Origin of the sequence: Rothia gullae, assembly GCF_024294905.1 — a bacterium.
GTDB lineage: Bacteria > Actinomycetota > Actinomycetes > Actinomycetales > Micrococcaceae > Rothia.
Window position 1 is genome coordinate 1 of sequence record NZ_JANCOC010000003.1, and the last position, 24,617, is coordinate 24,617.

A 24,617-nucleotide genomic window follows, 5' to 3' on the forward strand; every position below is an offset into this window, starting at 1 on the left:
CCCCCCCCCCCCCCCCCCCCCCCCCCCCCCCCCCCCCCCCCCCCCCCCCCCCCCCTCCCCCCCCCCCCCCCCCCCGGGGGGGGGGGGGGCCCCCGCCGGGGGCCAGTCCTTCACTAAGTGTACTCGCGACCTCAAGAGTGCAGAAGTGTGAGTTGAAGTTCCAGATTTGCGGAATATTTGCAGAATTCGACTCGAATGACCCTCAGCTCGTGAGCTACGGGTTCAGGTGTTGTATTCTGAGTGCATATGCACCGGAGTGTGCGAACCCTGCGTTTAGGCGGGTGCCGCCCGGTGTGAAACCAAGAAGGCAACGACGCCCGCATCCGACGCGGACGCATCAGCGCTACAAATACACGCTATTCATAGCGCCACACGACCAGAAGGAGCATATATGTTCGGTTTCGGCAAGAAGAAGAAGGAAGCTGCCGCACAGGAAGCATCGTCCGCAGACGTCTACGTCGCACCTGCTGCCGGCGAGTACCTGCCGCTGAGCGAAGTCTCCGACCCCGTTTTCTCTCAGGGCGTTATGGGCGACGGCTACGCAGTGAACCCCACCGCAGGCACCATCGTCGCACCCGTTGCAGGCACCATCGCACTGATTCAGGACACCCTGCACGCATTCATGCTCCGCACTGAAAACGGCGGCGAGGTACTGGTCCACATCGGTATCGACACCGTTGAGCTCGGTGGCGACGGCTTCACCAAGCTCGCTAACGTAGGCGACAAGGTTGAGGCAGGCGCACCCATCATCGAGGTCGACTGGGCAGCTATCGAGGGCCGCATCCCCTCCAAGGAAACCATGGTGATGATCACCAACACCGCAAAGTTCAACATCTCCAAGGACTCTGAGGCACGCCGACCCGTCGCAGCCGGTGACCGCGTCGCTCAGGCATCCAAGAAGTAAGCTGAACCAGCGAAAATAGCTCAGCTTCAACAGCGGTAAAAAACCCGCGAAAAATATTTCAATACAAAAGGTCGCGTCCTGCAGGCTCAATCGGGCTGTGGGCGCGGTCTTTTTCGTTACACGAGAAACTTTTTAACGCCGCATGAAATGCCGCTAATAAAAGCGGTGGAAAAGGAGAAACACATTCACCCGCATTACACTGCGGGTAAGAATGAGGCGCATATAATACCCTATTTGCCTGTGAATGCAGTGAATTACCGATAAAAAAATCGTTATCCTACATAGAGTTGCAGTTTGAGTTGAGAGAATCGGGACCCTCAGCTATAAACCAAAACTTCAATGACCAACCACACACATTACGCTCAACTCATAAACGAAAAAGAACCACTACGGTGACTGCATTCCCGAAGATCTCCAAGAATCTGAGCCGCCGCGGCTTCATCGGTGCCTCCGCACTGGCACCCGCCGCCCTCATGCTCCAGGCAGGCGAACCCCACGCCCCAGCCAGCACCCGCGCACAGCTCGCGGCAGTACACAGCGGCTCCCCCGCACATCAGCTGCTCTACAAGACCTATGAATTCTTCATAGCCCACCGCGGCGCCGGCAACATCAGCCCCGAACACACCGCCTACGCTTACGCAGAGTCCGTAAGCAGCGGCGCCCTCGCCGTCGAAATTTCCGTACGCACCACCAGCGACGGCCGGTTCGTCTGCATGCACGACACCAACATCAAGCGCACCACCGGTGCGTCCATGGACGTGCGCGGCCACACCCTCGAAATACCATGAAGCTGCGCCAGAAAGTCACCACCGGCCAGGTAGTGAACTGCAAGGTGGAGAGAGCGGGCGAGGGTGCGTAGGGACGCTGGGATGTGTATGTGGGCGGGGAAGGTTCGCAGGGTAGGGGAGCGCGCGGGACTAGAATTAAAAGCGTCAGAGTCGACCGTACCGGACGCCCCAACCCGAAAGGCACGCCATGACCACCTCACCCGAAAGCTCCGCCGAGAATCCCACCGCAAAGACCGCTGCGAAATCCGCCCAGCTACGAGGCCGCACCGAACCGCACATGCAAAGCATCAACATGCCGCAGCGTGAACCCATCGACCCCTACGAACGGCCCTCCTCCCCCTTCTTCTACGTGCCCACCGACCTGCTCATCGGCGGCAGCTGGGTCACCGGCGACAACGGATCCTTCCCCGTACACAACCCCTCCTGCGGCCAAATCCTCACGCACGTCGCCGACGCCAGCATCGAACAGGGCATCGAAGCACTCGACGCCGCCTGTGACGCCCGCACCTCATGGGCGGCAACCAGCGTCCGCGAACGCGCCAACATCCTCAACCGCGCCTACACGCTCATGACGCAGCGCACCGAAGTCATCGCCCGGCTCATGACCCTCGAAATGGGCAAGCCCCTCGACCAGTCCCGCGGCGAAGTCGCCTACGCGGCAAACTACCTGCGCTGGTACGCCGAAGAAGCCGCCCGCAACTTCGGCCGCACCGCCGTCGCCCCCGAATCCGGGATGCAGATCACCACCGTACGCCGCCCCGTCGGCCCCTGCCTGCTGATTACCCCCTGGAACTTCCCGCTCGCCATGGCGGCACGCAAGGTCGCCCCGGCGCTCGCGGCGGGCTGCACCGCGGTGCTCAAGCCCGCCTCCCTGACTCCGCTCAGCTCCCTGTACTTCGCGTCCCTGATGCGTGAGGCGGGCCTGCCGGACGGCGTGCTGAACGTGGTAACCACCTCCCGTACCGGCGAGGTTGTCTCCGCGCTGATGGCTGATGAGCGTCTGCGGAAGGTCTCGTTCACCGGCTCCACCGCCGTGGGTCGCACCCTGCTCGCGCAGGCCTCGCAGAATGTTCTGCGCACCTCCATGGAGTTGGGCGGCAACGCCCCGTTCATCGTCTTTGAGGATGCGGACATCCCTGCCGCCGTGGAGGGCGCCTACGCGGCGAAGATGAGAAATATGGGCGAGGCGTGCACCGCCGCTAACCGATTCATTGTGCACGAGGACATTGCGGAAGAGTTCACGGCCGCCTTTGTAGAGCGCATGGAGGCGACCGTCGTGGGTGACGGAACCGTCAACGGAACCGAATGCGGACCGCTAATTCAACCTTCAGCGGTTGAATCCATGCTTTTTATGGTCGAAGACGCCCTGGGCAAGGGTGCGCTCCTCGCCTGCGGCGGGTACATTCCCGAGCTTGAGGAGAACGTTCCGAGCGATACCGGCGGCATGCCCAAGAACCTGAACAAGGGCAACTTTGTGGCCCCCACCGTGCTGACCGGCGTGACCGATTCGATGCGCGTGTGGCGTGAAGAGATTTTCGGGCCCGTAGCCCCGATTGCCACGTTCGGTGGCTACGGTGAGGAGGGTGAACGCACCGCCCTGAAACTCGCCAACGACACCGAGTACGGCCTGGCGGCGTACGTGTACACGAGCAACCACCCGCGCTTTACACGCATGGCGGCTGGTCTGGAGTTCGGGCTAATCGGTTACAACTCCGGCGTTATCTCGAACGCGGCAGCCCCCTTCGGCGGCGTGAAGCAGTCCGGCATGGGTCGCGAGGGCGGCCCCGAGGGTTTGGAGGAGTACACCGAGCTGCAGTACATCGGCGCGCCGAACCCGTTCGCCGGATAAGCCTGTTTGCCGGGTACGGCGGGATACCGGCTGCGACGAACCCTGGACACGGCGAACTTTGGATACAGCGAAGCTCCGGCGGGTACCCGAGAAGGTGCCCGCCGGGGCTTTACGCTGTCTACATCATGCGCGGGTGCTAGAACTGGCTCTGTCTAGAGCTGGCGCAGTGCGAGCAGCTCGCGGCTGAAAGCATCTGCGGGACCCTTGCCGCACGAGTTGGGGCGCGGCTCAAGGGTGACCCGCTCAAAGAAGGTGACCCAGGTGCGTCCGTCGGTGTGGGAGGTGAGCGCCACCTCCATGGTGGGGTGTTCGGCGGTATCTGCCGGGGGCTCAATGCCCGCCTCGCGGAGCGCAATGAATGCCTCCCGCCCCGATGTTTCACGTGAAACCAAACCTCCAGAGGTTACTTCTTCACCTTTTTTCTCCAGTTCGAAGCGTACGGCAACCTCCGCCGCCTGCTCCACCGGGGTATCCGTGCTGCGGCCTCGCAGGCCGTGCAGCGACGGAATGGAACGACCCGCCAGCGACAGGTACGCCGCCAGCGCCGAAGGCTCCGACAGGCGACCGTAGGTGTAGCCGGTGGGCAGCATAATGCCGACCGGGGCAAAGCGGTGACCGCCCGTATGCGAGCACTCCCAGACCACATTACCCGGCAGGATATCCGCCAGGTGCGCCGCAATGGGGCGACCGCGCAGGGCACAGCAGCGGTCACGCTTGGAGTGGGCGCACACGAGAATGGCGGGGGAATCAATGAGCTCCGCGCCGGTCACCTGAATCAACTCCTGGGGGTTGCCCAGGGGTAGGTCGAGGAGCTGTTCGGGGGTGCTCACGCTGAACGAGTAGAGCTTCTCCTCGCCCGGGGTGCAGAGCGCGTAGAGCACCCGGTGGGTCGGGTTGCCGGATGCATCCGGCGCACCGTGCAGCACGCGGCCCGCCCTGCCCGTCTGGCGGATCAGCAGGAACTTCAGCCCCGCCTGTGAGACTGCCTCACCCAACGCCTCCGAAAGCTCCTCGCCGAGGGCGGAGCCGTCCAGCACGTCGCGGCCCCACTGGCCCACGTGCTCGAGAGCCAGCCAAGCGGTGGCGCGTCCGGCGGTGCCGCCGAGAGCCTCGTCGCCGTAGAGGGAGCAGGAATCCGTCGGGATGCTCGTGGCGCGGGTGCGTGAAGAGAGCTCATCGGCGTGTGCGGCACGCAGGTTGTTCAGCTCGGCGGGGTTGGTGGCGCGCGGCTCGGGGGTTGCGGGGGTGCAGGATTCAGTCATGGTTCCTTGATTCTACGCCTGCAGGATGTGAATGACCTATGTTGCCCCTGTATGGTCTAAATGCTGAAAAACAACCGCACAAGGGTGATTTTTGGGGGCTATCGGGGGGGGGTAACTACTCAGGAAGAAGTGCTGAGGCGACGCGGTAGAGGCGGTCCTTTTCCTTGGGGGTGCCGAAGAAGGAGCGGAGCATGTACCCCTGGAAGACCATCATGAAGGCGTCTGCAGTGTCGCGGGCGTAGTCGGCGATGAGCGCCTCCTGTTCGGGGGTGCGCTGCGCCGAATTGGGGTTGATTTCGTGTAGAACGCGCAGCTGTTCGGCTGCCCAGGGGGTGAGGGTCTTTACGATGATGCCCTGCAATAGAGGCATGATGTCCGCGGTTGCCCTGGCGATTTCGGGTGCGTGGAGCGATTCGGCGCGGATGCGCAGCATGGCAGAGAAATTGTCGTTTACCAGCTGGTTCGTGTGGATGGTTTCGAGAATATCCTGGGGGCCTGCGCCTTCGGGGAGTGTTTCGTAGAGCTCCTTGACGTTGTTGAGGCGCTCGTTGATGGCGGTGATGAGGATGTCTTCTTTGCCGGAGAAGTGCGAGTAGATGGACCCGGAGGACAGTCCGGAGGCTTTGATGATGTCGCTCATGGAGGTGTTGGTGTAGCCCTTTTCGAGGAAGCAGCTAATGGCGGCTTCGATGATTTGGGCTCGGCGTGCGGCTTTGGTGGCGTCTGTTAGTCGGGGCATGGTTCCAGTCTAGGGGGTGGGGCTAAAGAACGCGTAAACACAACACTGATTCTTTTTGTGACTTTACAAACAAAATAGCTATTTTGTTTGCACTCGGTAAAAATCGAGAGTAGAGTTCTGACTCGTAAACGAAATAAGCATTTTGTTTGGAGATTGTCATGAACAACGAAACCACCACCGCAGTCACCGCAGAAGCAGTGACCGCCGCAGCCACCCAAGCTGCCGCATCCCAGAAGATCGCGGCAAAGAGCATTGCAGAAACAAGCACGCAAGAAACCACCGACCGTTCCTCCTGGCTCAAGGTCGTCACCACCTCCGTACTATCATCCTTGGTGGTAGCACTCATCGTCCTAGCCTTCACCTGGCCCACCAAGACCATGGAAGCAAAGAACCTGCCCGTCTCTATCGCAGGCCCCGAGGTGACCGTCAGTCAGTTTGAACAGTCCCTCAAAGACCAAGGTATTGAAACCTTCGACTTGAAGCAGGCATCCTCCCGCGAAGAGGCTGAACAGCAAATCAAGCAGCGCGAAACCTACGGCGCAATCATCTTCACCGAAGGCGCCGCCCCCGAAGTGCTGACCGCACCAGCCGCAAACGCCGCAGCAACCCAGATGCTCAACAGCGTAGCCACCCAGCTGAACGCACAAATTCAGCAGAAGGCACTCGCCGCCAAGACTGAGGCCCTCACCCAGGCGGTGCAGGCGGGCGGTGAACAGGGTGCGCAGGCTGCCGCCCAGCTGGAGCAGATGAAGGTGCAGGCCGAGCAGGCATCCGCAATGGCGGTGAAGACCACCATCGTAGTACCCCTGAATGATGTTGACACCTCCGGCACTGGTATCGCTATCTCCGCATTCCCGCTGGTTATTGGCGGTATTCTCGGTGGTTCCTTCTCCGTACTGTGCGTGAACGGCACCTGGCGCCGCTTCGCCACCGCAACCCTGTACTCCGTCATCGGTGGTGCACTGACCGCCCTGATTCTGAACGTCTGGTTCGGTTTCATCCCCGGCGACTTCGCAACCCTGTGGGCTGCGTTCGGCGCTACCTACCTGGCGACCGCCTTCTTCATTGTGGGCGTGGGTGCGCTGTCTTCGCCGCTGGTTGGTCTCGCTGTAGGCGCGGTCATCACCATGTTCATTGGTAACCCGATTTCGGGCGCAAGTATGCCGAGCGTGTTCCTGCCCGGTGCGTGGGGGCAGATTGGTCAGATGATGGTGCCGGGTGCTTCCTCGACTCTGCTGCGTTCGATTGCGTACTTCCCGGAGGTTGCAACGAGCGACCAGTGGCTGGTGCTTGGTTCCTGGATTGCGTTCGGTCTGCTGACCGGCGTGATTGGCTGGGCTCTCAAGGAGCGCCGCCCCGCACGGGGGGCGGCATACCCCCGGGGGGTGGCATACCGGGCGAAACGTCCCCGACGAAATATCCCGGTAAAAAGTTAAGAGGGGTGTGGGCGGGGTCCAGTCAACCCGGCACACACCCTTTTCTGTCGGCCAACCGGCTGTTATTCGCTGTTATTGGTTGTCGAGGACGTACTGCTTGAACTGCTCGTCCCGGCGCTTGAATTCTTTAAGCTCATTCTCCAGGGCTGCCTGGTTCTTGGCGACGAGCGGCTTCTGGTACTGCGCCTCCAGGTCGTAGAGCTTCTGCGAGCGGCCTACATCCTGATTGCACTGTGCCTGGATGGTGGCCATTCGAATTTCTTCTTCGGAGGCGACGGTGCTCTGACGAATATTCTTTTCTTCCTTAACGGTCACCTCACTATCGGGGGTGAGGCCCTTATCCTTGACGCATCGCTTCCACTCGTCGTCGAGAGATTTTTTGAGTTGCCTATCGCCTGCGGCATTTCGGGCGTCGGTCTCCAAACGCGTAAACGTGCTGCTTCCGAAGGGTATCTCTCCAATTTGCTTCATCTCATCGACGGCGCGCTGATAGCATTCGGTGCGGACATCCTTCCCAGGGTCGGATGAGGCGGCAGGGGAGGAGAGGTCCAGCGTATTTGAGTCTTCGCGCTCGTGGAGGCCGTATTTTTGGGCGTGCTCAACGTTCCAGATCCCGTAGGTTCTGCCGAGGTTCCTGCCGGATCCTTCGGTGGGGACGAACATCTCGTAGTGTTGCCCGTGTTCGGCAAAGCACTTTTTGCGGGCGAGCTCAAGGGCTTTGGTGAAGTATTCGCCCTTGCCGGCGGTGTTGTATGCGTCCAGAGGCAGGATCACCCGGTCATTTTCTGTGTCGAAGATTGCTCGGGCGCTTTCATCCTTCTCCAACGTGGGACCGAAGGAGCAAGAAGACAGCACAGTGCTGATGAGGGCAGCCGCCAGAAGCTTTTTCAAAGCTGACATGGTGCTCCTCCAATCTATAAGATTCGTTGAAGAGAGCTGATGCGGTCGTTCCAATCGAACGGGTCCCACCACTCAAGTCCTTCGCGAACACCCCTTAGATTATTGAAATCTCGTGCATTCGTAGTAAGGCATGCCCCTCGGTACCCCTCGTGTTCACAGACGCGGTAGTTCTCACCGTAGCTACGAATCGAGCTAATCGAATCGTTGTAAGTTCCGTACCCCCACCACACGGCAAGGTTTTCGACGGAGTGTCCCTTGGTATCCAGGGTAAGGAATCCCTGCCATTGGGCTTCGGTAAAGAACTGAGCGGAATGACTTGCAGGGACATTAATCCCTACCAACGTGGTAGCAACCAAGCCGGTTGCCAACAATTTTCGCAGACGCATTGAGTGTCTCCAATCTGTCTCAGGGGCTATAGACGTCGCGGTCGTTGCCCTGTAAAACCACATGGTTTATGTGGTTTTTGAAATACTTCTCAAGAAGTATTTTAAAGATACACCAAGTCAGGAGTGATTTGCATGAAAATTAGACATGTGTTTTGGTGAAAATTTCACACAAAACCCTATGTGGCTGATCTTGTAGTCGCTGACGTGGTTGGCTGGTTCGTCTTGGCTGGTTCATCAAGGAGCGCCGCCCGGCACCGGGGGGAGGTATAAGCGCCTCCGCAATAACCACCATGTGAACCCTGCCGATAGGCTCGGGGAAAGCGATAGGCGGGCGGGCGCACCTGATTTGGCGCCCCGCCCGCCTCGCGCCACAATGAACACATGACCGCAGAAGACACCAACGCACTAACCAGCGCCAGGCTCGACCTCTGGCTCTGGTCAGTGCGCATCTTTAAAACCCGCTCCCTCGCCGCCGACGAATGCAAAGGCGGCCACGTGCGCGTCAACGACGCCCCCGCCAAACCCTCCCAAAAACTCAAGAAGGGCGACGTGGTGCGCGTGCGCTACCCCGGCTGGGAACGCGTCTTCAAAGTCGAAAAACTCCTCGTCAAACGCGTAGGCGCACCCATCGCCGTCACCTGCTACGAAGACCTCTCCGGCCCGCGCCCCGCCTACCTCTCCATGCCGCCGGTCGCCAAACGCGAACGAGGCAGCGGCCGCCCCACCAAGAAGGAACGCCGCGCCCTCGACGAACTACGCGGTCGAGGCGCCTAACTGCGCATCTCGCACGCCCATCTCGCAGAGTGCACCCCGCCCCGCGCGCAGGCACCCGCGGCGGCGCCGGGGAGTAGCCTAGAAGGATGAGCACACAGAAGCACCCGAATACCGAACCCGCTGCGAACACCACCGAGCCTTCGCTGAACCGGCGCATCCTCGCGCTTGCCGTACCCGCCTTCGGCGCGCTCATCGCCGAACCCATCTTCGTGCTCACCGACTCCGCCCTCATCGGCCAACTCGGCAAGGCAGAACTCGCCGGCATGAGCATCGCCGCCACGCTCGTCACCACGGTCGTGGGCCTCATGAACTTCCTCGCCTACTCCGTCACACCCGCCGTGGCGCGCGCCTTCGGCGAGAAGAACCTGCGCCGCGCCTGGCAGATCGGCGTGGACGGCGTGTGGGTCGCCTTCGGCCTCGGCATGCTCCTCATGATCGCCGGATACGCCTTCGCAGACCCGCTGCTGCGCGGCCTCGGCGCGACCGACGAAACCATGAGCTACGCCCTCGACTACCTGCACCACTCACTGTGGGGCATCCCGCCGATGATGATTATCCTCGCGCAGGTCGGCACGCTCCGCGGACTGCAAGACACCGTCACCCCGCTCAAAGTCGCCACGGTCGGCACGCTCGTAAACATTGTGCTGAACTGGCTACTCATCTACCCGGTCGGCTGGGGTGTTGCCGGTTCGGCGACCGGCACCTCCCTCACCCAGTGGGGCATGGCTGCCGCGCTCGGTGTGGTCATGATGCGCGGCACCCGTGAACACGCCGTCCCCTGGGCACCCGATGTCGCCGGCATGCGTTCGGTGCTCTCGCTCGGCTCCTGGCTCATGCTGCGCACCCTGTCCATGCGCATCGCCTCCCTGCTGACCGTGTTCGTCGTGGCACGATTCGGCACCGAACACACCGCTGCCTACCAGCTCGGCATGGGCGTATTTAACCTTTTCCTCTACGCCCTGGACTCCCTCGCCATCGCTGCCCAGGCGCTACTCGGCAAGGAACTCGGCGAACGCGACCTCAACGTAGAAACCGAACGTGCGAAGGTGCGCCAGCTGAAAAACCGGCTGCTCCGCATGAGCCTCATCTACGGCGTCATCACCGGACTGATTTGCCCGCTCATTGGCTTCTTCGGCTCCTGGATCTTCACGCAGGATGCGCAGGTGGCGTTCCTCTTCACCATCGCAACCGTCATCATTGCGCTCGGCCAGCCCATCGCCGCGTACGTGTTCACCCTGGACGGCATCCTCATGGGCGCGCAGGACGTGAAATACCTGGCAATCGGCTGCTTCATCATGCTCGTCATGTACGTGCCCGTCATGCTCGGCCTGCACTGGGCTGTCGGCGCCGGTGCCATGGATGCGCTCGCCGGGTATTGCGGCTTGTGGGCGGCGTATATTCTGTACTTCCAAGGAATCCGCGCGGTCATTTTCGGTCGCCGCGCCCGCTCGGATGTGTGGATGAAAGCCGGTGCCTAAACCCTTCGAGCCTGACTGCTTTGGAACATGCGTGCTCTGGGCGTAATGGTTCACAATTAGACCGCCCGCACCTTCCGCAGGTGTAGCACGATGGGGTATTGAAACCCTCATGTAAAGGATGAAACCGTGACCGTAACCCGCGAAGAAGCCCTCAAAATTTTCGCCCGCCGCCGCTCCATCGAGGACCTGGTCACCTGGGCGTAAGGTGCATGCCGGGCTCTCGGCGAGGTTTTCTTGCCGCCGTCCGTGAAAACTAAATATAAAGAAATGCACCTCCTTTACACGGGCGGTGCATTTCTTTATATCTTTTACCGCGCAAAAAGCAGGGTGAGATGCGCTTTTGAATTTTTCGTTTAGGCTATTGAGGAGCTAATTTTCGGATAATTTCGCGCTATACGCTCAGGCAATTTCTCGCCGTATTTCGCTACTTTCTAAACGCCGTCAGACGCATAGAATTCAGCACCACAAATACCGAACTAAACGCCATTGCCGCAGCCGCAATCATCGGGTTCAGCAGACCCGCCACAGCGACCGGAATAGCCGCCGAATTGTAGGCGAACGCCCAGAACAGGTTCGACTTAATGGTGCGCAGCGTAGCGCGGGAGAGACGCAGTGCCGTCACCACCGAAGCAACATCCGAACGGGTCAGCACAATATCGGCTGCCTCCGCGGCAACATCCGTGCCCGAACCCATCGCAATGCCCAACTCAGCAAGAGCCAGCGCCGGGGCATCATTCACGCCATCACCGACCATCGCCACGCGGTGACCGGCAGCCTGCAACTTCTCAATCACCTGCGACTTACCCTCCGGGGTCACGCCGGCGTACACGTTCTCAGCCGAAATACCGACCTGCGAGGCGACCGCCTGCGCAACCTGCGGGGCGTCACCGGTGAGCAGGATTGGCTCCATGCCGAGCTCACGCAGCTGTGCCATGGTTTCTGCCGCCTCCGGCTTGGGGATGTCGGCAACCGAAATCATGCCGACCGGCTGCAGAGCGGAGGTGCTGTTCGGGGTGTCATTCGGGGCCTCATCAGGGGCCTCGCCGCGGGCGACAACCACCGTCGTTAGACCCGCCCGGCGAGCCTGATCCAGCAGGGCCAACTGAGCCTCGCTCAGCTGCGCACCCGCCGCCTGCAGGTACTCGGGAGTACCCACAACAACCAGCTGGGAGGTACCATACTCGGCGCCACTCTCAGTGCCTTCACCCGCGCCGCTCAGCACGCCGCGCACGCCTCCGGGAACACCCTCAAAGCCGCTCACACTCGGTGCCGAAGCGCTCTCCGCCAGCACGCCCTGCTCACGGGCAAAACCGGCAATCGCGCGGGCAATCGGGTGCTCACTCAGCGCCTCCACGGCGGCGGCATCACGCAGAACAGACAGGGAACGCTCGTTCTTGGAGTCGGCAGAATCCGGCGAAATACCGGACAAATCACCCGCCGACTCATAGTCACCAAACGTGCCGTAGAATGCCACAGACATCTCTCCGGTCGTCACCGTACCGGTCTTATCCAGCACCACGCGATCAACCGTGCTCGTCGCCTCCAACACCTGCGCATTACGAATCAAAATGCCCAACCGCCAGCCGCGACCCGTACCTGCCAGCAGCGCCGTCGGAGTAGCCAAACCCAAAGCGCACGGGCACGCCACCACCAGTACCGTCACCGCCACTGACACCGCCGTCGCACCGTCACCAGAAACCAGCCACCAACCGACCAGTGTCAGCGCCGAAATCACCAAAACCACCGGCACAAACACCGCAGAAACACGATCCGCCAAGCGAGCAATCGGAGCCTTCGTCTCCTGCGCGCTCGCCACCAGCTCACCCATCTTCGCCAGAGTCGTCTCAGCGCCCACGCGGGTCGCACGCACCGTCAACGAACCAGACGTATTCACCGTCGCACCCGTGACCGCATCACCCGGATGCACCTCAACCGGCACAGACTCACCCGTCAACAGGGACGCATCCACCGCCGATGAACCCTCAACCACCACACCATCCGTGGCAATCTTCTCACCCGGGCGCACCAAGAACAGATCATCCGGCATAAGGTCCTCCACCGGAACCTGCACCTGCTTCGTCACGCCCTGCTTATCGGTGCGCAGCAGAGTCGCCTCCTTCGCACCCATACTCAGCAGGGTGCGCAGCGCCTCCGAAGAACGATGGCGAGTACGGTGCTCAATCGCGCGGCCAATCAGCAAGAACAGCGTCACCATGGACGCCGAATCAAAATACAGCGGCGCATGGTTGCCGGTAAACATCGACCAGAAACTACCGCCCGCATGATGCACATGCGCCGTCAACGCCGGGTTCATGAGCAGCTGCGCCAGCGAATAGAAATACGCCAACACCACGCCGAGAGACACCAGTGTATCCATCGTGGACGAGCCATGACGCGCATTAATAAGCGCCGCACGGTGGAACGGCGCAGCACACCAAAATGCAACCGGCGCCGTCAGAACCGCCACAACCCAACCCCAATTCGGGAACTGGAACGACGGGAACATCGAAATCAAGAAAATCGGCACACCCAAAATCGCCGCATAAATAATGCGGTCAGTGAAGTCGCCATTCATGCTCGGAGTGCTGTGATGGTTGCCGCCGCCGGATGCGCTCGCGTTCGTTCCAGCGCCCGCGCGCGGCCCGTTCTTAAGGTGCGCCGCGTAGCCGGCATTGTTGATGGTCTCAACGATCTGTTCGTCGCTCACGCCCTCAGGTACGATGACGCGCGCCGACTCCAGCGGCAGGTTCACCGCCGGGTCAACGCCGGGGATTTTGCGGAGCTTACGCTCCACACGACCCACACAGGATGCGCAGGTCATACCCTGAATATCCACGTGAATGATTCGGGTGGACTCCGTTGATTTTACGGTTGTTCCGGCAGGATTAAAAAGAGAGCGCTCACTCTGTGATGAGGGTTCACGGGTGGTTGGTGAAGGCTGTGTAGAAGACACAATACTTCCTTAAACTCAAAAAAAAGGGGGGTAGAAAAAGGTACACCAAGCCGGGGGAGGGGCCCCGAAGGACCCCGCCCTGGACGGTGTGTGGTGCAGTGTTTAGGGTGCAGTACTGAGGGTGTCGCGCGAGGGCGAAAGCTGCGGGTAAAACAGCGAGGCTGTAAACGCGGCGGCGGGAGTAATGCTGCGGCGGCTTAGTGGTCGCCGGGCAGCTCATCCAGCCTGCTCGTATGCGGGCGAATACCGGTCACCTTCGCGCCACGATCAGACACACCGTAGGCACGTTTCACGGCAGCCCGCGGGAACGGTGAAGCGTTCGCCTTCTCGCACGCTTTCACGCCCTGCTCGTGCTCGGCGGAACGTTTATTCGCGCTCGTGCCGCTACGTCGTGCCGCACCGGGTGCATCCTCACGCGCCGTATATTCGGGGCTCTGCTTCACCCACGAATCGACCAGCGCCGCATCCAGATTCATCTGCCTGGCCACGCGGGTGATCGCGTCGCGCAGGTGCATGTTTTCGGTGCCGACAAGGGTGCGAACCGCGCCAACAACCATCGCAATGTACTGCGGAGGGTAAGCCATGATGACTCCTAATCGAGCCGGCTACCGCGCTAGACGGCAGGGGTGTAGCCAGCCTCCACGATAGCGTCTGCAACAGCCTGGGTGCTGAGGGTGCCCTCGTGCTCAATGGTCACGGTGGAAACGCCGTCCTTGACGACGTCCACGGTCACGCCGGTCACGCCGGGAACTTCGCTGACCTCTTCGCTGACGCTCATAGCGCAGTGGTTGCAGGTCAGGCCGGTTGCCTTAACGGTGGTGGTGCTCATGATGATTTCCTTTCGATAATGGGTTGAAAACTTGGGCCCGCCCGGTGTTTAGGTGCGGGGCGTTTAGCTGCGCATGAGGCGGGAGATCGCGGCGGTTGCCTCTTTGACCTTGGCTTCTGCGATGGTCGGGTCGCCGGTGCGTTCGGATTCGACGGCGGCGCCGGTTACGCAGTGACCGATGTGCTCTTCGAGTAGGTTCAGAGAGACTGCGTGGAGCGCCTTGGAGACCGCAGCAACCTGGGTGAGGATGTCAATGCAGTATTTATCTTCGTCGACCATGCGGGCGATGCCGCGAACCTGCCCTTCGATGCGGCGCAGGCGCTTGAGGTGCGCCTCTTTGTTGGAGGTGTAACCGTGCTGGGTTTTGGGTGCCTCGCCGCTGCAGCATGCGCCGGTGTGCGCCTCGGTGGGTTCCTCAGTGGGGTTTTCAGTGGGCGTGCCGGATGCGGTGCTGACCTGGGTGGATGTGCTGTGACAGCACTGGTTGCTAGTGGTTTCCATGGCTTCATTATATACCCTAGGGGGGTATGCCACAAGGGGGTGTTACGGGTTGTTACGCGGTATGGGTGTGGGGGCTCGTTGGTACGGGGATTCTTCGATAGGTTACGGCCCTGTCGATAGGTTAGTGACTTTAATGCGGGTTAAAGATCCACCGCGAAGACACTAACCTATCGAAAACCTCGGTCTAAAAAGCAGGCGACCCTGAATGTTCAAACATTCGGGGCCGCCTGCTGCGGTTATCTATATATTGGGTCAGAAGTGGTTTACATGTCGGGCCAGTCACGGTGCAACGAATACTCCGTGTCCCCATCGCCACTGTCATTCAGATGCCAACGCTGACCGGTACGAATATCGGCCTTGCGTAGGCGCGGGTTCGGGTTATCCTTCTTACCCATGGTGGGATCATTCTTGCAACCCCAACGAGTGTCGTCTTCATCGCAGGTGCCGCCGACACGGCCCACATCAACCCACCACACACGAATTAGCAGCGGGTCACTGGTAGCCTGCGGAGTCACCTCCATCATCTGCCACGGGCCACCATCCACACGGAAACGAGCCGTGTAATGCACGGTCGCGTACGCATGGAAGTTACCGGAACGCTGGTAGGCGTAGCTGGTATCCGTCTGCCTCGGACGCTGACGAGGGTAGGTGGTGACCGGTTTGCCCGCGGTGTAATTGGTGTCTGTATCACCATTGCCGTACTCGATGACATAGGAGGAGGGCATGAGCTCAATTTCGACGTGCCCGGCGAGCATATCTGCTTCGAGACGGTAAGGGCCTCCGTCATCGACGTAGAAGTTGATCTGGTCGCCCTTGTAGATGTTCGGGTCGCCTTCTGCTCGGCCGGTTCCTGCGGGGTTGTTGTAGGACTGGTGCAGGGTGGGCTTGCCCGGCTCTAGCGACTCTGCAGCATGGCGAATTTCCGTCATAACTTCTTCGTAGGTCGGGCCGGCGGGACCTGGGCTGTCGGCACTGGTTAAGGTGCGGGTATCGTCGGGGACGCAACTAGCAGAAGAGGGGCTTCGAGGACTTCCATGGTCTACAGGAATGCCAGATTCAAGTGACATGTTTGTGAACTTGAATGTTCCTATTCTTCCGTCTTTGGTTGTGCATGACATAATATTGGGATTTTCGTTGGCGTAGGTAACTTTTACGCCATTTCCCTGATTTACTGTGGAATAAGTATATTGTTGCTGAATTTCCTGGTCAGCGGCACCAGAATTTCCGTGTCCATCGTGATGCCCATCGGTTCCTCGTCGCGTAGTCGATTTTTTGACTTCGACTTGACATACCTTAGCGGAAGTTTCAGAGCAGGAGGTAGTAACAACATATGCGTTAGCTCCCGATACGCATTCTAAAACAGGTAAGAGAGCAATAGCAGCAGTGTAAGTGACTTTTCGTAAATTACGCATATTAGTCATCTACCTGTTCGCAGCCAACAATCTTCCAGGAAGAATCGGAGTACTTAAACTCAAACTTCCACGTATCGTTATCCTTCTGGATATTGACGTCTCTGTGCCACTCGCCAGTAGGCTCCACAAGAGTTATATAATTCCACTCGCGATACGCCTTCCAGAAATAGTTTTCCCCATCTTCAGACCACGGATTTCCATCAGCAACATAGTTGTCAATGCCATCAATAATCCATCCACCGCGCTTATACAAATCTTCAAAACTCTTATACCCTTCCAATTCCTCCGTAAAATCACTGGAAATATACTTTCGAGATTCCGTAAAATCGCCTACCTGAATTCCATAATTAGTCCATTTAACCCAAGCGTCCATCGTCTTACGGATACCTTCAATAGACTTCTCACGGTAGCCCTCTTCAGGGGCATTAGGTTTAGGGACGTTCTGGGCAGGACCGTAGCCGTCAGCTTTACGGTATTCGCCGTCGGGGGCTTTGGATTGTCCAGAGTAGCCGCGGACAGTAGACGGGGTCGCACTCGCCGAGGGCGACTCAGATGCCGAAGCCGACTGGGTCGGCGTTGCAGTCGAGGTGGCTACCGCCTCGTTGTTGGCCTGCTGGTCACACGCCGCAAGCAGGGCCCCCAGGCCCATAAGTGCGCCGCTACCCAACAGGGTACGGCGATTGAAAATGGTCGAATCCATAGAAGATACGCTCCTATCGTCGGTGATGGTGTGTTGTTTAGTTACTAGTCGGGCCGTTATTCACAGGTCAAGCTGACTGCCGGAAGGAAAACAGCCCCGTAGTGCACCCATTAAGCGCATCGGTGCGCTATTGAGTACTACAGTTACCACCCTACCGCATGTTTGCCGTCGTTTGCATTCTTTTGAGGGTTGTGGCGGTGGTTGGTCATTATTCAGGCATTCTCAATGCTTTATGTATCAAATATCTTTGTGCCCGCGGAGGTGCCGCCCCTGCAGAAATTGGACCATAGGTTAGTGTCTTCGACCATGGTTTTTAACTACGACTAAAGACGCTAACCTATGGCACAAATCCGCAACTCATGACCGAATCTCCGGCTGCGCCAGGTAGGTGAGAGCTGGTTATGGGTTATGACTTAGCCTTTCGCCGATAGGTTAGTGTCTTCACTGCGGGTTAAAGACCCACGGCGAAGGCACTAACCTATCGAAAACCTCGGTCTAAAAAGCAGGTAGCCTCGGACACACACGCATCCGGGGCCGCCTGCTGCGGTCATTCAGCGACTACGAGGCAATCTTCGCGATCTGGAACATGGATGCCGGCATCGGCCGGTCCAACGCCCAGCGAATATGCATCGGCTTAGAACCTTCGTGAGAAATGTATTTCACGGTGCCCAGGCACAGGTAGGGTTCGGGGCCGAGCCTATTCTCCCTGTGCTGGCGGGCGAAGAGCACGATGCGTCGGCCTCGCTCCTCGTGGTGTTGGAAGAGCTGACCCGTCGGACTTTCGGGGGTTGTCGCGCTCTGCGAATCCCACGCGAACTCGTCAGTGCTGATGGCGTAGTCCTTGTACATGGTGGCCGGGGAGAAGTGCTTCTCAGATTTCTCCAGCGTCACCAGTAGCGCGGTGGTATTCGTCGGGTCGAAGGGTACAACACCGTTGACCACGCCGCCGGGTACCTTGAAGTTCTCCTCCTGACCACCCAGACCAGCAAATAGTTCCTCGCGGGAGTAGAGGGCGTGAGTGCGCAGGGGGATACCTTCGCCTTCAAAGAGCGGCAGGGTGGAGGTGGTATCCATACCGGAGTTGAAGTTCCAGACGCTCTCCATCTCCTGCAGCATGCCGCGGTTCTTACGCAGAGTTGCCAGGCCCTCGTCGAGGCTGAACTTCTCAGAGGAACCGTCCCACTTGGCCTTCGGCCAGATGGAGAACAGGAGCATCCATGCGTGGCGGCGCTGTTCATCGGTCATGTCCTGTTCCAGGATGCCCGTGTTCAGTAGCTCCAGGTATGCGTTAATGCGGAACGTGTCGTGCACGTGCGTGAGTGCCTTGACGCGCTTATTCGTCTCGACGGCCACGTTGTCCTGGAAGGGAACCACCAGGTCGGGGTACAGTCCACTTGCAGCCTGGAGGCTGGTCCAGGTCGTTGCGACGGGCTTAGCGACACCGGGCAGGGTCACCTTGCTGCTACGGCCGTAAATCTGCGGCAGCCCCAACCCGTAGCGGTTGATGAAGTCAATGACGGTGGGGCGAATATCGGGCTCCGTGGAGTTTCGGCGCATATCTTCCAGGTAGCTCTTTGCGGTGTCGATGAGGGCGCTCTGGTTCATGCGTAGGGACTCGCGAATCTTCTTGATGACCTGCTTCTGAGTCAGCTCGTCCAGGTGGAAGTGGCAGCCGGCCGGCAGCTTGGGGCTCTCAATGTCCTGCTCGGTCAGGGTACCCTGTCGTGCAAAAGCACGGTACTTGCTGTGAATCATGAAGTTCTTGTTCTGATGTCCCACGAAGTCGAGGACCGTCAGAACAGACTTCAACGGTGCACGGCGCAGACCGCGGCCCAGCTGCTGCAGGAAGAGGGTGAGCGACTGGGTGGGGCGTAGCATCAGGAGAGTGTCGACGCTCGGAATGTCGACGCCCTCGTTGAACAGGTCCACGGTGAAGATCGTGGTCAGCTCGTGCGCTTCGTCTGCAAGGTTCTTCATGACCTCGGCGCGGCGCTCGGCGGAATCTGTACCGACCAAGAAGTCGGCGGGAATACCCACCTCGTTGAATTTCTGCGCCATGTATTCGGCGTGCTTCACGCTCACGCAGAACCCGAGCGCCTTCATGCGCAGGGGGTTGTCGACCTTCTCGCGTAGCTCCTCCACGATGATGCGCAGGCGGCGTTCAGCCTCGCCCTTGGTGTACAGGTTCTCCAAGGCGTTTTCGTCGTATTTGCCGCCTCGAACGTTGATGTGGCGCAGGTCGGTGCCGTCGGCAATACCGAAGTACTGGAAGGGTACGAGGAGGTGGTCTTCGAGTGCGTCCCACAGGCGGATTGAGGTTGCTACGTAGCCGTCAAAGTACTTGTCGGCGATGTTTACCCCGTCTTCTCGCTCGGGGGTTGCGGTCAGGCCAATAAATTCGCGGGGCTCGAAATAGTTGAAAACTTTGTCCCAGCTGGCGGCCTTAATGTGGTGGCATTCGTCCATGATGATGACGTCGAAATAGTCCGGCGCGTAATTTTCGAGGGCGGCACCTGACAAGGTTTGAATGGTCGCAAAAACAGCCTCATTATATTCGGGCTTTTTGGCGCCGGTCAGGAGCTCACCAAAATTACCTTTAAGCATGACGTCGCCGAAAGTGCGGCGTGCCTGGTCAAGGATTTCTTTTCGGTGCGCAATGAAAAGCAGCTTCAGCTTTTTGCCAGACTGTTCGCAGAGGCGCCTGTAATCGAGAGCCGAGAACACGGTTTTGCCGGTGCCGGTTGCGGCCACGGCGAGGTTACGGTGGCGGCCCTTAGAACGAGCGTTCTGCATCTCTTCGAGCATGCGCACCTGATGTGGGAACGGATGCACATCAAGCAGGGACGAGTCGATATCGTACTCCAGGCCCTTGCTTTTACGGCCGGTAATATCGGCCTTGGCTAGGGCGGTGTCGAGCTCCTGCTTCTCCTTGTCAGAGGCGGTGTAAGAGGTGAAATCACCGCTCTTCCAGTAGCTTTCAAACAGGCCTTCAAACTGGCGGATCAGGCCGGGCGTAATCGGATTAGAGATGCGAACATTCCACTCCAGGCCGTCAGTGAGCGCGGCACTGGACAGGTTCGAGCTACCTACATAACCGGTGGACATGCCGGTATTGCGGTGGAACAGCCAAGCCTTCGCGTGCAGGCGGGTACTGTCGCCCTGGTAACTGATTTTTACCTCGGCACCGTACTCTTCGACGAGGCGGTCAATAGCCTTGCGGTCGGTTGCGCCCATGTAGGTGGTGGTAATAATGCGGAAAGGGATACCGCGATTTTTAATAGCTTTAAGTTGCTCACTCAAACTATTAACGCCAGACATTTTAAGAAATGAGCAGAGCAAATCTACACGGTCTGCACTTTCTAATTCTTTCTGAATTTCAGTGTTGAGATTCAGGTCTTTAGAAGTATTCGTCATTAGAGCAACATCGCTCAGAGGAATATCGGGGCGCGTAGTTTTTGCGTCAGTGAGGGCAATCTCGCGCATCTGAATTACGTTGCTGTCATCATCGGTCAGCAACGAATCGTTCTGCTCCTCGGCCTCCTGCGGCAGGAGCTCCATCATGCGGTTGACGAGTTCCACCTGGTCGGCAGGGGTTTTGAGGCTTTCGAGGGCGGGAGCCAGCTGGGTGGCGAAGAACTGGGTGAGCAGTTCGGGGATGTTGTAGTCGTCCTTTTGGAGGATTTCTTCCTGCCATTGCGCGCCTTCGGGGATGGTGCGGCCCATGAGTGAGGTGCTCTTGAGGTGTTCGTAGAGTCCCAGGGGGAGAGTTTCGTCAGTCGTGTCCATAGCAGCAGCCTAGCAGCCCGGGCGGTTTGCCGCTGCCTGGGCGGTCACCGGCTCACGGGGTAGGGGCGGCGAAATTCTGTAATTACAAAAACCGGGCGGCTCCTGCATGCATCCCTCCTTAAAAAGCCACATGTGTTTCGAGAAGCCACCAAAAATGTGGCTTTTCGAAACACATGTGGCTTCTCGGCGATTAAACTCGGCGCACCAAACACCCCGCCCCGCACGCAGAACACACCAGCCCAAACGCTATTGATTCGCATCACACGCCGGTGTTCTTAGGTATCCTTGGAGTAATACTCAGACAGAAGCCCTCCTCCCACCTCAAAAGGGGCCGCATGAAAACCTTCTGGACCAACCTACCCCTCACCATCCGCGCGGCTGTCATCTTCTGCTACGCCTACGCCGCGGTGCGCATCCTCAACCTCTTCGCTGAGGCAGGCACCGCACCGCTGACCCCGCGCACGCTCCTTGACGGTGCCCTCACCGCGGCGGTTGTCGTCGGCGCCCTCGCCCTGTACCTGGGTAACGCCCTGGGTGCCGCTCTGCGCGCCCGACGAGAAGGCTACGAGCCCCGCCCGGTCGGCATCATCGTCGCCTACGCCCTCTTCGTGGCGGCGTGTGCCTACCTTGCCTACCGCCTCATCGCTTACACCGTGGAGGCGGGGCTCACCTGGCTCTTCCCGCCCGCCCTCGGCCCGGTTCTGACCGCCGTGGGCATGGCTGTTCTTGGTGTGATTAACTATGTGCGCCTCCGCCGCACCCGCAAGGACTAACCGGGGAATGGCACTACAAGAAACCCTGTAATTACAAAAAATCTCCCGCACCGGGTAGAGCACACCTCCAAGGCATGCCCCGCCCAGTGCGGGAGATTTCTATATCAACGGAACGCCGTAGCCTTCACGCTACAGCGCCGCGTGCACCTTACAGGCTCTGTGCCTGAATTGCGGTGATCGCAACGGTGTTGATGATGTCCTCAACGGTGGTACCGCGCGACAGGTCGTTCACGGGCTTACGCAGACCCTGCAGAACCGGGCCCACAGCGGCAGCACCCGAAGACTGCTGAACAGCCTTGTAGGTGTTGTTACCGGTGTTCAGGTCGGGGAAGACGAACACGGTAGCCTGACCAGCGACCTCGCTGCCGGGCAGCTTGGTCGACGCAATGGACATGTTCGAAGCAGCGTCGTACTGAATCGGGCCCTCAACCGCGAAGTCGGGGTTCGATGCGCGCACGAGCTCGGTTGCCTCACGCACAACGTCCACATCTGCGCCAGCGCCGGAGGTGCCGGTCGAGTAGGACAGCATAGCAACCTTGGGGGTCACGCCGAACTGGCGTGCAGTCTCCGCGGATGCCTTCGCGATGTCGGCGAGCTGCTCTGCGTTGGGGTTCGGGTTCACTGCGCAGTCGCCGTAGACCAGAACACGGTCTTCCATCAGCATCAGGAAGACAGAGGAGACGATCTTGGTGCCGGGGCGGGTCTTGATGAACTCGAGCGAGGGGCGGATGGTGTTCGCGGTGGTGTTCACAGCACCGGAAACCATGCCGTCGGCGATGCCCTTGTAAACGAGCATGGTGCCGAAGTACGAGGGGTCGGTCATGCGCTCGCGAGCAGCCTCAATGGTGACGCCCTTATGTGCACGCAGCTCAGCGTAGGTTGCTGCGAAGTCTTCAGTGTACTCGTTGTTTTCGATGTCGATGATACGAACGGTGCTGGGCAGTTCGATACCTTCGGCCTGGCAGATCTCTGCAATCTTGGCGGGGTTGCCGAGCAGGATCAGGTCGCAGAAGTCGCGGCGTGCAATGATTTCGGATGCACGCAGGATTCGCACGTCGTAACCCTCGGGCAGGACCACGGAGCGGCGGTTTGCGCGTGCGGTCTCGATGAGGTTGTGCAGGAAGCGCAGCGGGGTCATGGATGCGGGGCGCTCAATTTCAAGGCGTGCGAGCAGTTCGTCCTTGTTGATGTGCTCGTCCCAGCCGCCCATTGCTGCTGCGAGCTTGCGCTGGTGGCCGCTTTCGAGGGTGCCGCGGACTCGGGAGACTGCGCGTGCAGACTTGAAGGTGTCCTTGGTGGTGGACAGCACGGGGAACGGTGCGTTGTCGATGAGGGAGCCGACTGCGGTGTTCTTGCCGGGCAGTGCGTCCAGGCCGCCGGTGAGCAGCACGCCGGAGGGTGCGGGGAAGGTCGGTGCTAGTGCGGATGCGAGGGTTGCTGCGATGATGTCTGCACGGTCGCCGGGGACGATGACGAAGTCGCCGTCGACGAACTGGTTGAGGAAGTTGGAGACGTTCATTGCTGCGACCTTGATACCGTGGATGTCGCGGCTGAGGTCTTCTGCCTTGATGTCTTCGGTGTCGAGCTTGAGGGCTTCGGCAACTTCACCGACGGTGGGTGCGGTCAGTTCGGGGATTTCGGGCAGTACGTAGACGGGCAGGTTTGCGTCGCCGCGCTTGACGGAGTTCTCGATTTCGTCGCGCAGTTCGGGTTCTGCGCGGCCGACGATGATTGCGAGCAGGTCTACCTTGGAGGCGAGCAGTTCGGTGCGTGCCACGTCGACTGCGGTGACTGCTTCTTCGACGGTTGCTTCGTGTGCGCCGACGATGGCGACGACGGGCAGGCCGAGGTCGCGTGCGACCTGGACGTTCAGGTCGAATTCGACTGCGAGCGCGTTGGCGGGCAGGTAGACGCCGTCGACGATTACGACGTCGCTGTTTGCTGCGACCTTTTCGTAGGCGGAGACTGCGCGTGCGGAGATTTCTTCGGTGTCGCCTTCTGCGATGAGTGCGAGTGCGTCGGTTATGGAGACTGCGCCGCCGACCTGCTCTTCGGCCAGGCCGAAGTGTTCACGGATGAGGCGTGCCATGGGGTCGTCGGTGATGGTTGCGCCGTCGAATACGGGGCGGAAGAAGCCGACGCGGTCTGCGCGCTTGATGAGGGAGTCTACTAGGCCCAGGGCTGCGAGGGACTTGCCCGAGTTCTGGGACATAGCGGAGAGGTAAAGACCGGTGGTCATTGTTTTACTGTCCTTCTATGCGATGTTCGGCGCTGGGTCCCGCGGTTGCGCAGGGGTGTATGTGCTCCTGTGCGCGGGTGCGTCGAGCTTATAGGTCTCTTCTATCTTAAGGCGTTGTGGGGATGGTGCCTAACAGGGTGTGCGGTGCGCTGCGTCATGTGGGCGGGCTGTTTCCCTGTTGTGGTGTGCCGTTTAGGGGTTGAGGATGCGCGTGTATCGTACGCTGCGTCCGGGTTCCCAGGAGCCGCGTGCTTGGAAGTACACGCCTTCGTTGCGGTAGCCGAGCCGCTCGTAGAAGGAGAGTGCTCGTTCGTTTTCTGCCATGACCCACAGGTAGGAGTTTTCGTCCGGGTAGATGATGGATTCGTAGAGCGCCTGACCGAGCCCGGTGCCGTGGGTGTGGTTGAGGGTGTACAGGTGCGTGAGTTTGCGGGTGCCTGCGGGCAGTTCGGGGAGGTTGTCGGCGCGTTCGAGTTCCCAGGAGGAGGGTTCGCACAGGGAGAGCGCCAGGCCGACCGGCTTATCCCAGTCGATGCGGGCGCCGATGGAGCAGGAGAGCCCGCCGTCGGGGGTCCAGCCGGGTACGTCGTAGGCGAAGAAGCCGCGCACGGTGGGGGAGGAGAGGTGGCGGTGGAAGTCTTCGAGGTATTCGTTGCGTTCGGCGCGGTGGCGGGCAGTGAAGCTTTCCCCGAGCGCGTCGAAGTAGAGCGGGTCGTAGGTTTGCTCCATGCAGTCCAGCTGCAGGTTGACGTATTTTTCGGCGTCGGTCGGTTCAATTGGTGCGAGCGCGTAGCGGCCCTGACATACAAATCCCATGGGTTCTAGTCTACTCAGCCGACCCCTGTGGAGGCGGTTCCTTGCGGGTGCGTACGCTAGGGGCGTGCGGGGCTGTCGGCTAGGCTAGTGGG

General features: G+C 59.8%; 19 protein-coding genes. 7 read left to right on the forward strand and 12 right to left on the reverse strand.

What is annotated here, in order from left to right; genetic code table 11:
• Positions 1-391 precede the first annotated feature (391 nt).
• The 3 genes from NML54_RS02680 (at position 392) to NML54_RS02690 (ending at position 3,541) form a co-directional block, all read left to right on the forward strand.
• Positions 392-904, forward strand: coding sequence for a PTS sugar transporter subunit IIA (locus tag NML54_RS02680; RefSeq protein WP_254755790.1), 513 nt, complete (start codon positions 392-394; stop codon positions 902-904).
• A gap of 392 nt (positions 905-1,296) precedes the next feature.
• Entirely contained in the window at positions 1,297-1,692 is a 396-nt protein-coding gene (locus NML54_RS02685) for a glycerophosphodiester phosphodiesterase (RefSeq protein ID WP_254755791.1), read from the forward strand.
• A gap of 187 nt (positions 1,693-1,879) precedes the next feature.
• Positions 1,880-3,541 carry an NAD-dependent succinate-semialdehyde dehydrogenase gene (locus tag NML54_RS02690; RefSeq protein WP_254755792.1) on the forward strand — a complete coding sequence of 554 codons (1,662 nt, stop codon included), beginning with the start codon at positions 1,880-1,882 and terminating at the stop codon, positions 3,539-3,541.
• Between the two features lie 152 nt (positions 3,542-3,693).
• On the opposite strand, the gene NML54_RS02695 is transcribed toward NML54_RS02690, so the two are convergent.
• Together NML54_RS02695 and NML54_RS02700 are read right to left on the reverse strand one after the other, a co-directional pair.
• On the reverse strand, positions 3,694-4,803 hold the full coding sequence (locus NML54_RS02695; RefSeq protein WP_254755793.1) for a ferredoxin family protein: 1,110 nt from the start codon (positions 4,801-4,803) through the stop codon (positions 3,694-3,696).
• A gap of 115 nt (positions 4,804-4,918) precedes the next feature.
• Positions 4,919-5,542, reverse strand: coding sequence for a TetR/AcrR family transcriptional regulator (locus NML54_RS02700; RefSeq protein WP_254755794.1), 624 nt, complete (start codon positions 5,540-5,542; stop codon positions 4,919-4,921).
• 158 nt (positions 5,543-5,700) lie between these two features.
• Here NML54_RS02700 and NML54_RS02705 point away from each other — a divergent pair, with 158 nt between their 5' ends.
• Positions 5,701-6,978, forward strand: a complete 1,278-nt coding sequence (locus NML54_RS02705) for an ABC transporter permease (RefSeq protein WP_254755795.1) — start codon at positions 5,701-5,703, stop codon at positions 6,976-6,978.
• Positions 6,979-7,050: 72 nt separating this feature from the next.
• Here the strand turns inward: NML54_RS02705 and NML54_RS02710 are convergent, their stop codons facing one another.
• Positions 7,051-7,878, reverse strand: coding sequence for a UDP pyrophosphate synthase (locus NML54_RS02710; RefSeq protein ID WP_254755796.1), 828 nt, complete (start codon positions 7,876-7,878; stop codon positions 7,051-7,053).
• Positions 7,879-8,645: 767 nt separating this feature from the next.
• Here NML54_RS02710 and NML54_RS02715 point away from each other — a divergent pair.
• Together NML54_RS02715 and NML54_RS02720 are read left to right on the forward strand one after the other, a co-directional pair.
• A complete protein-coding gene (locus tag NML54_RS02715; RefSeq protein WP_005507918.1) occupies positions 8,646-9,038 on the forward strand; it encodes an RNA-binding S4 domain-containing protein in 393 nt (130 codons plus the stop codon).
• Between the two features lie 86 nt (positions 9,039-9,124).
• Positions 9,125-10,516, forward strand: coding sequence for an MATE family efflux transporter (locus NML54_RS02720; protein WP_254755797.1), 1,392 nt, complete (start codon positions 9,125-9,127; stop codon positions 10,514-10,516).
• Between the two features lie 424 nt (positions 10,517-10,940).
• Here the strand turns inward: NML54_RS02720 and NML54_RS02725 are convergent, their stop codons facing one another.
• The 7 genes from NML54_RS02725 to NML54_RS02755 all read right to left on the reverse strand — a co-directional run bounded on the left by NML54_RS02725 (position 10,941) and on the right by NML54_RS02755 (position 20,697).
• Positions 10,941-13,472: a heavy metal translocating P-type ATPase gene (locus NML54_RS02725; protein WP_371925785.1), complete on the reverse strand. Its 2,532-nt coding sequence runs from the start codon at positions 13,470-13,472 to the stop codon at positions 10,941-10,943.
• Positions 13,473-13,666: 194 nt separating this feature from the next.
• Positions 13,667-14,053 (reverse strand): chorismate mutase, encoded by a 387-nt coding sequence (locus NML54_RS02730; protein WP_254755798.1) that lies wholly within the window; start codon positions 14,051-14,053, stop codon positions 13,667-13,669.
• Positions 14,054-14,082: 29 nt separating this feature from the next.
• Positions 14,083-14,298, reverse strand: a complete 216-nt coding sequence (locus NML54_RS02735) for a heavy-metal-associated domain-containing protein (protein WP_254755799.1) — start codon at positions 14,296-14,298, stop codon at positions 14,083-14,085.
• Between the two features lie 63 nt (positions 14,299-14,361).
• Positions 14,362-14,799: a metal-sensitive transcriptional regulator gene (locus tag NML54_RS08835; protein WP_256500171.1), complete on the reverse strand. Its 438-nt coding sequence runs from the start codon at positions 14,797-14,799 to the stop codon at positions 14,362-14,364.
• A gap of 263 nt (positions 14,800-15,062) precedes the next feature.
• The gene (locus tag NML54_RS02745; protein ID WP_254755800.1) at positions 15,063-15,728 is read right to left on the reverse strand and encodes a hypothetical protein; all 666 of its coding nucleotides are present in this window, start codon (positions 15,726-15,728) and stop codon (positions 15,063-15,065) included.
• 484 nt (positions 15,729-16,212) lie between these two features.
• A complete protein-coding gene (locus tag NML54_RS02750; protein ID WP_254755801.1) occupies positions 16,213-16,911 on the reverse strand; it encodes a DUF6318 family protein in 699 nt (232 codons plus the stop codon).
• Positions 16,912-17,469: 558 nt separating this feature from the next.
• Entirely contained in the window at positions 17,470-20,697 is a 3,228-nt protein-coding gene (locus NML54_RS02755; RefSeq protein ID WP_254755802.1) for a DEAD/DEAH box helicase, read from the reverse strand.
• 335 nt (positions 20,698-21,032) lie between these two features.
• Between NML54_RS02755 and NML54_RS02760 the strand changes: the two genes are divergently transcribed.
• Entirely contained in the window at positions 21,033-21,470 is a 438-nt protein-coding gene (locus NML54_RS02760) for a hypothetical protein (RefSeq protein WP_254755803.1), read from the forward strand.
• Between the two features lie 148 nt (positions 21,471-21,618).
• On the opposite strand, the gene pta is transcribed toward NML54_RS02760, so the two are convergent.
• Both pta and NML54_RS02770 read right to left on the reverse strand, forming a co-directional pair.
• On the reverse strand, positions 21,619-23,709 hold the full coding sequence (gene pta, locus NML54_RS02765; RefSeq protein ID WP_254755804.1) for a phosphate acetyltransferase: 2,091 nt from the start codon (positions 23,707-23,709) through the stop codon (positions 21,619-21,621).
• Between the two features lie 192 nt (positions 23,710-23,901).
• Positions 23,902-24,525, reverse strand: a complete 624-nt coding sequence (locus NML54_RS02770) for a GNAT family N-acetyltransferase (protein ID WP_254755805.1) — start codon at positions 24,523-24,525, stop codon at positions 23,902-23,904.
• Between the last annotated feature and the right edge of the window lie 92 nt (positions 24,526-24,617).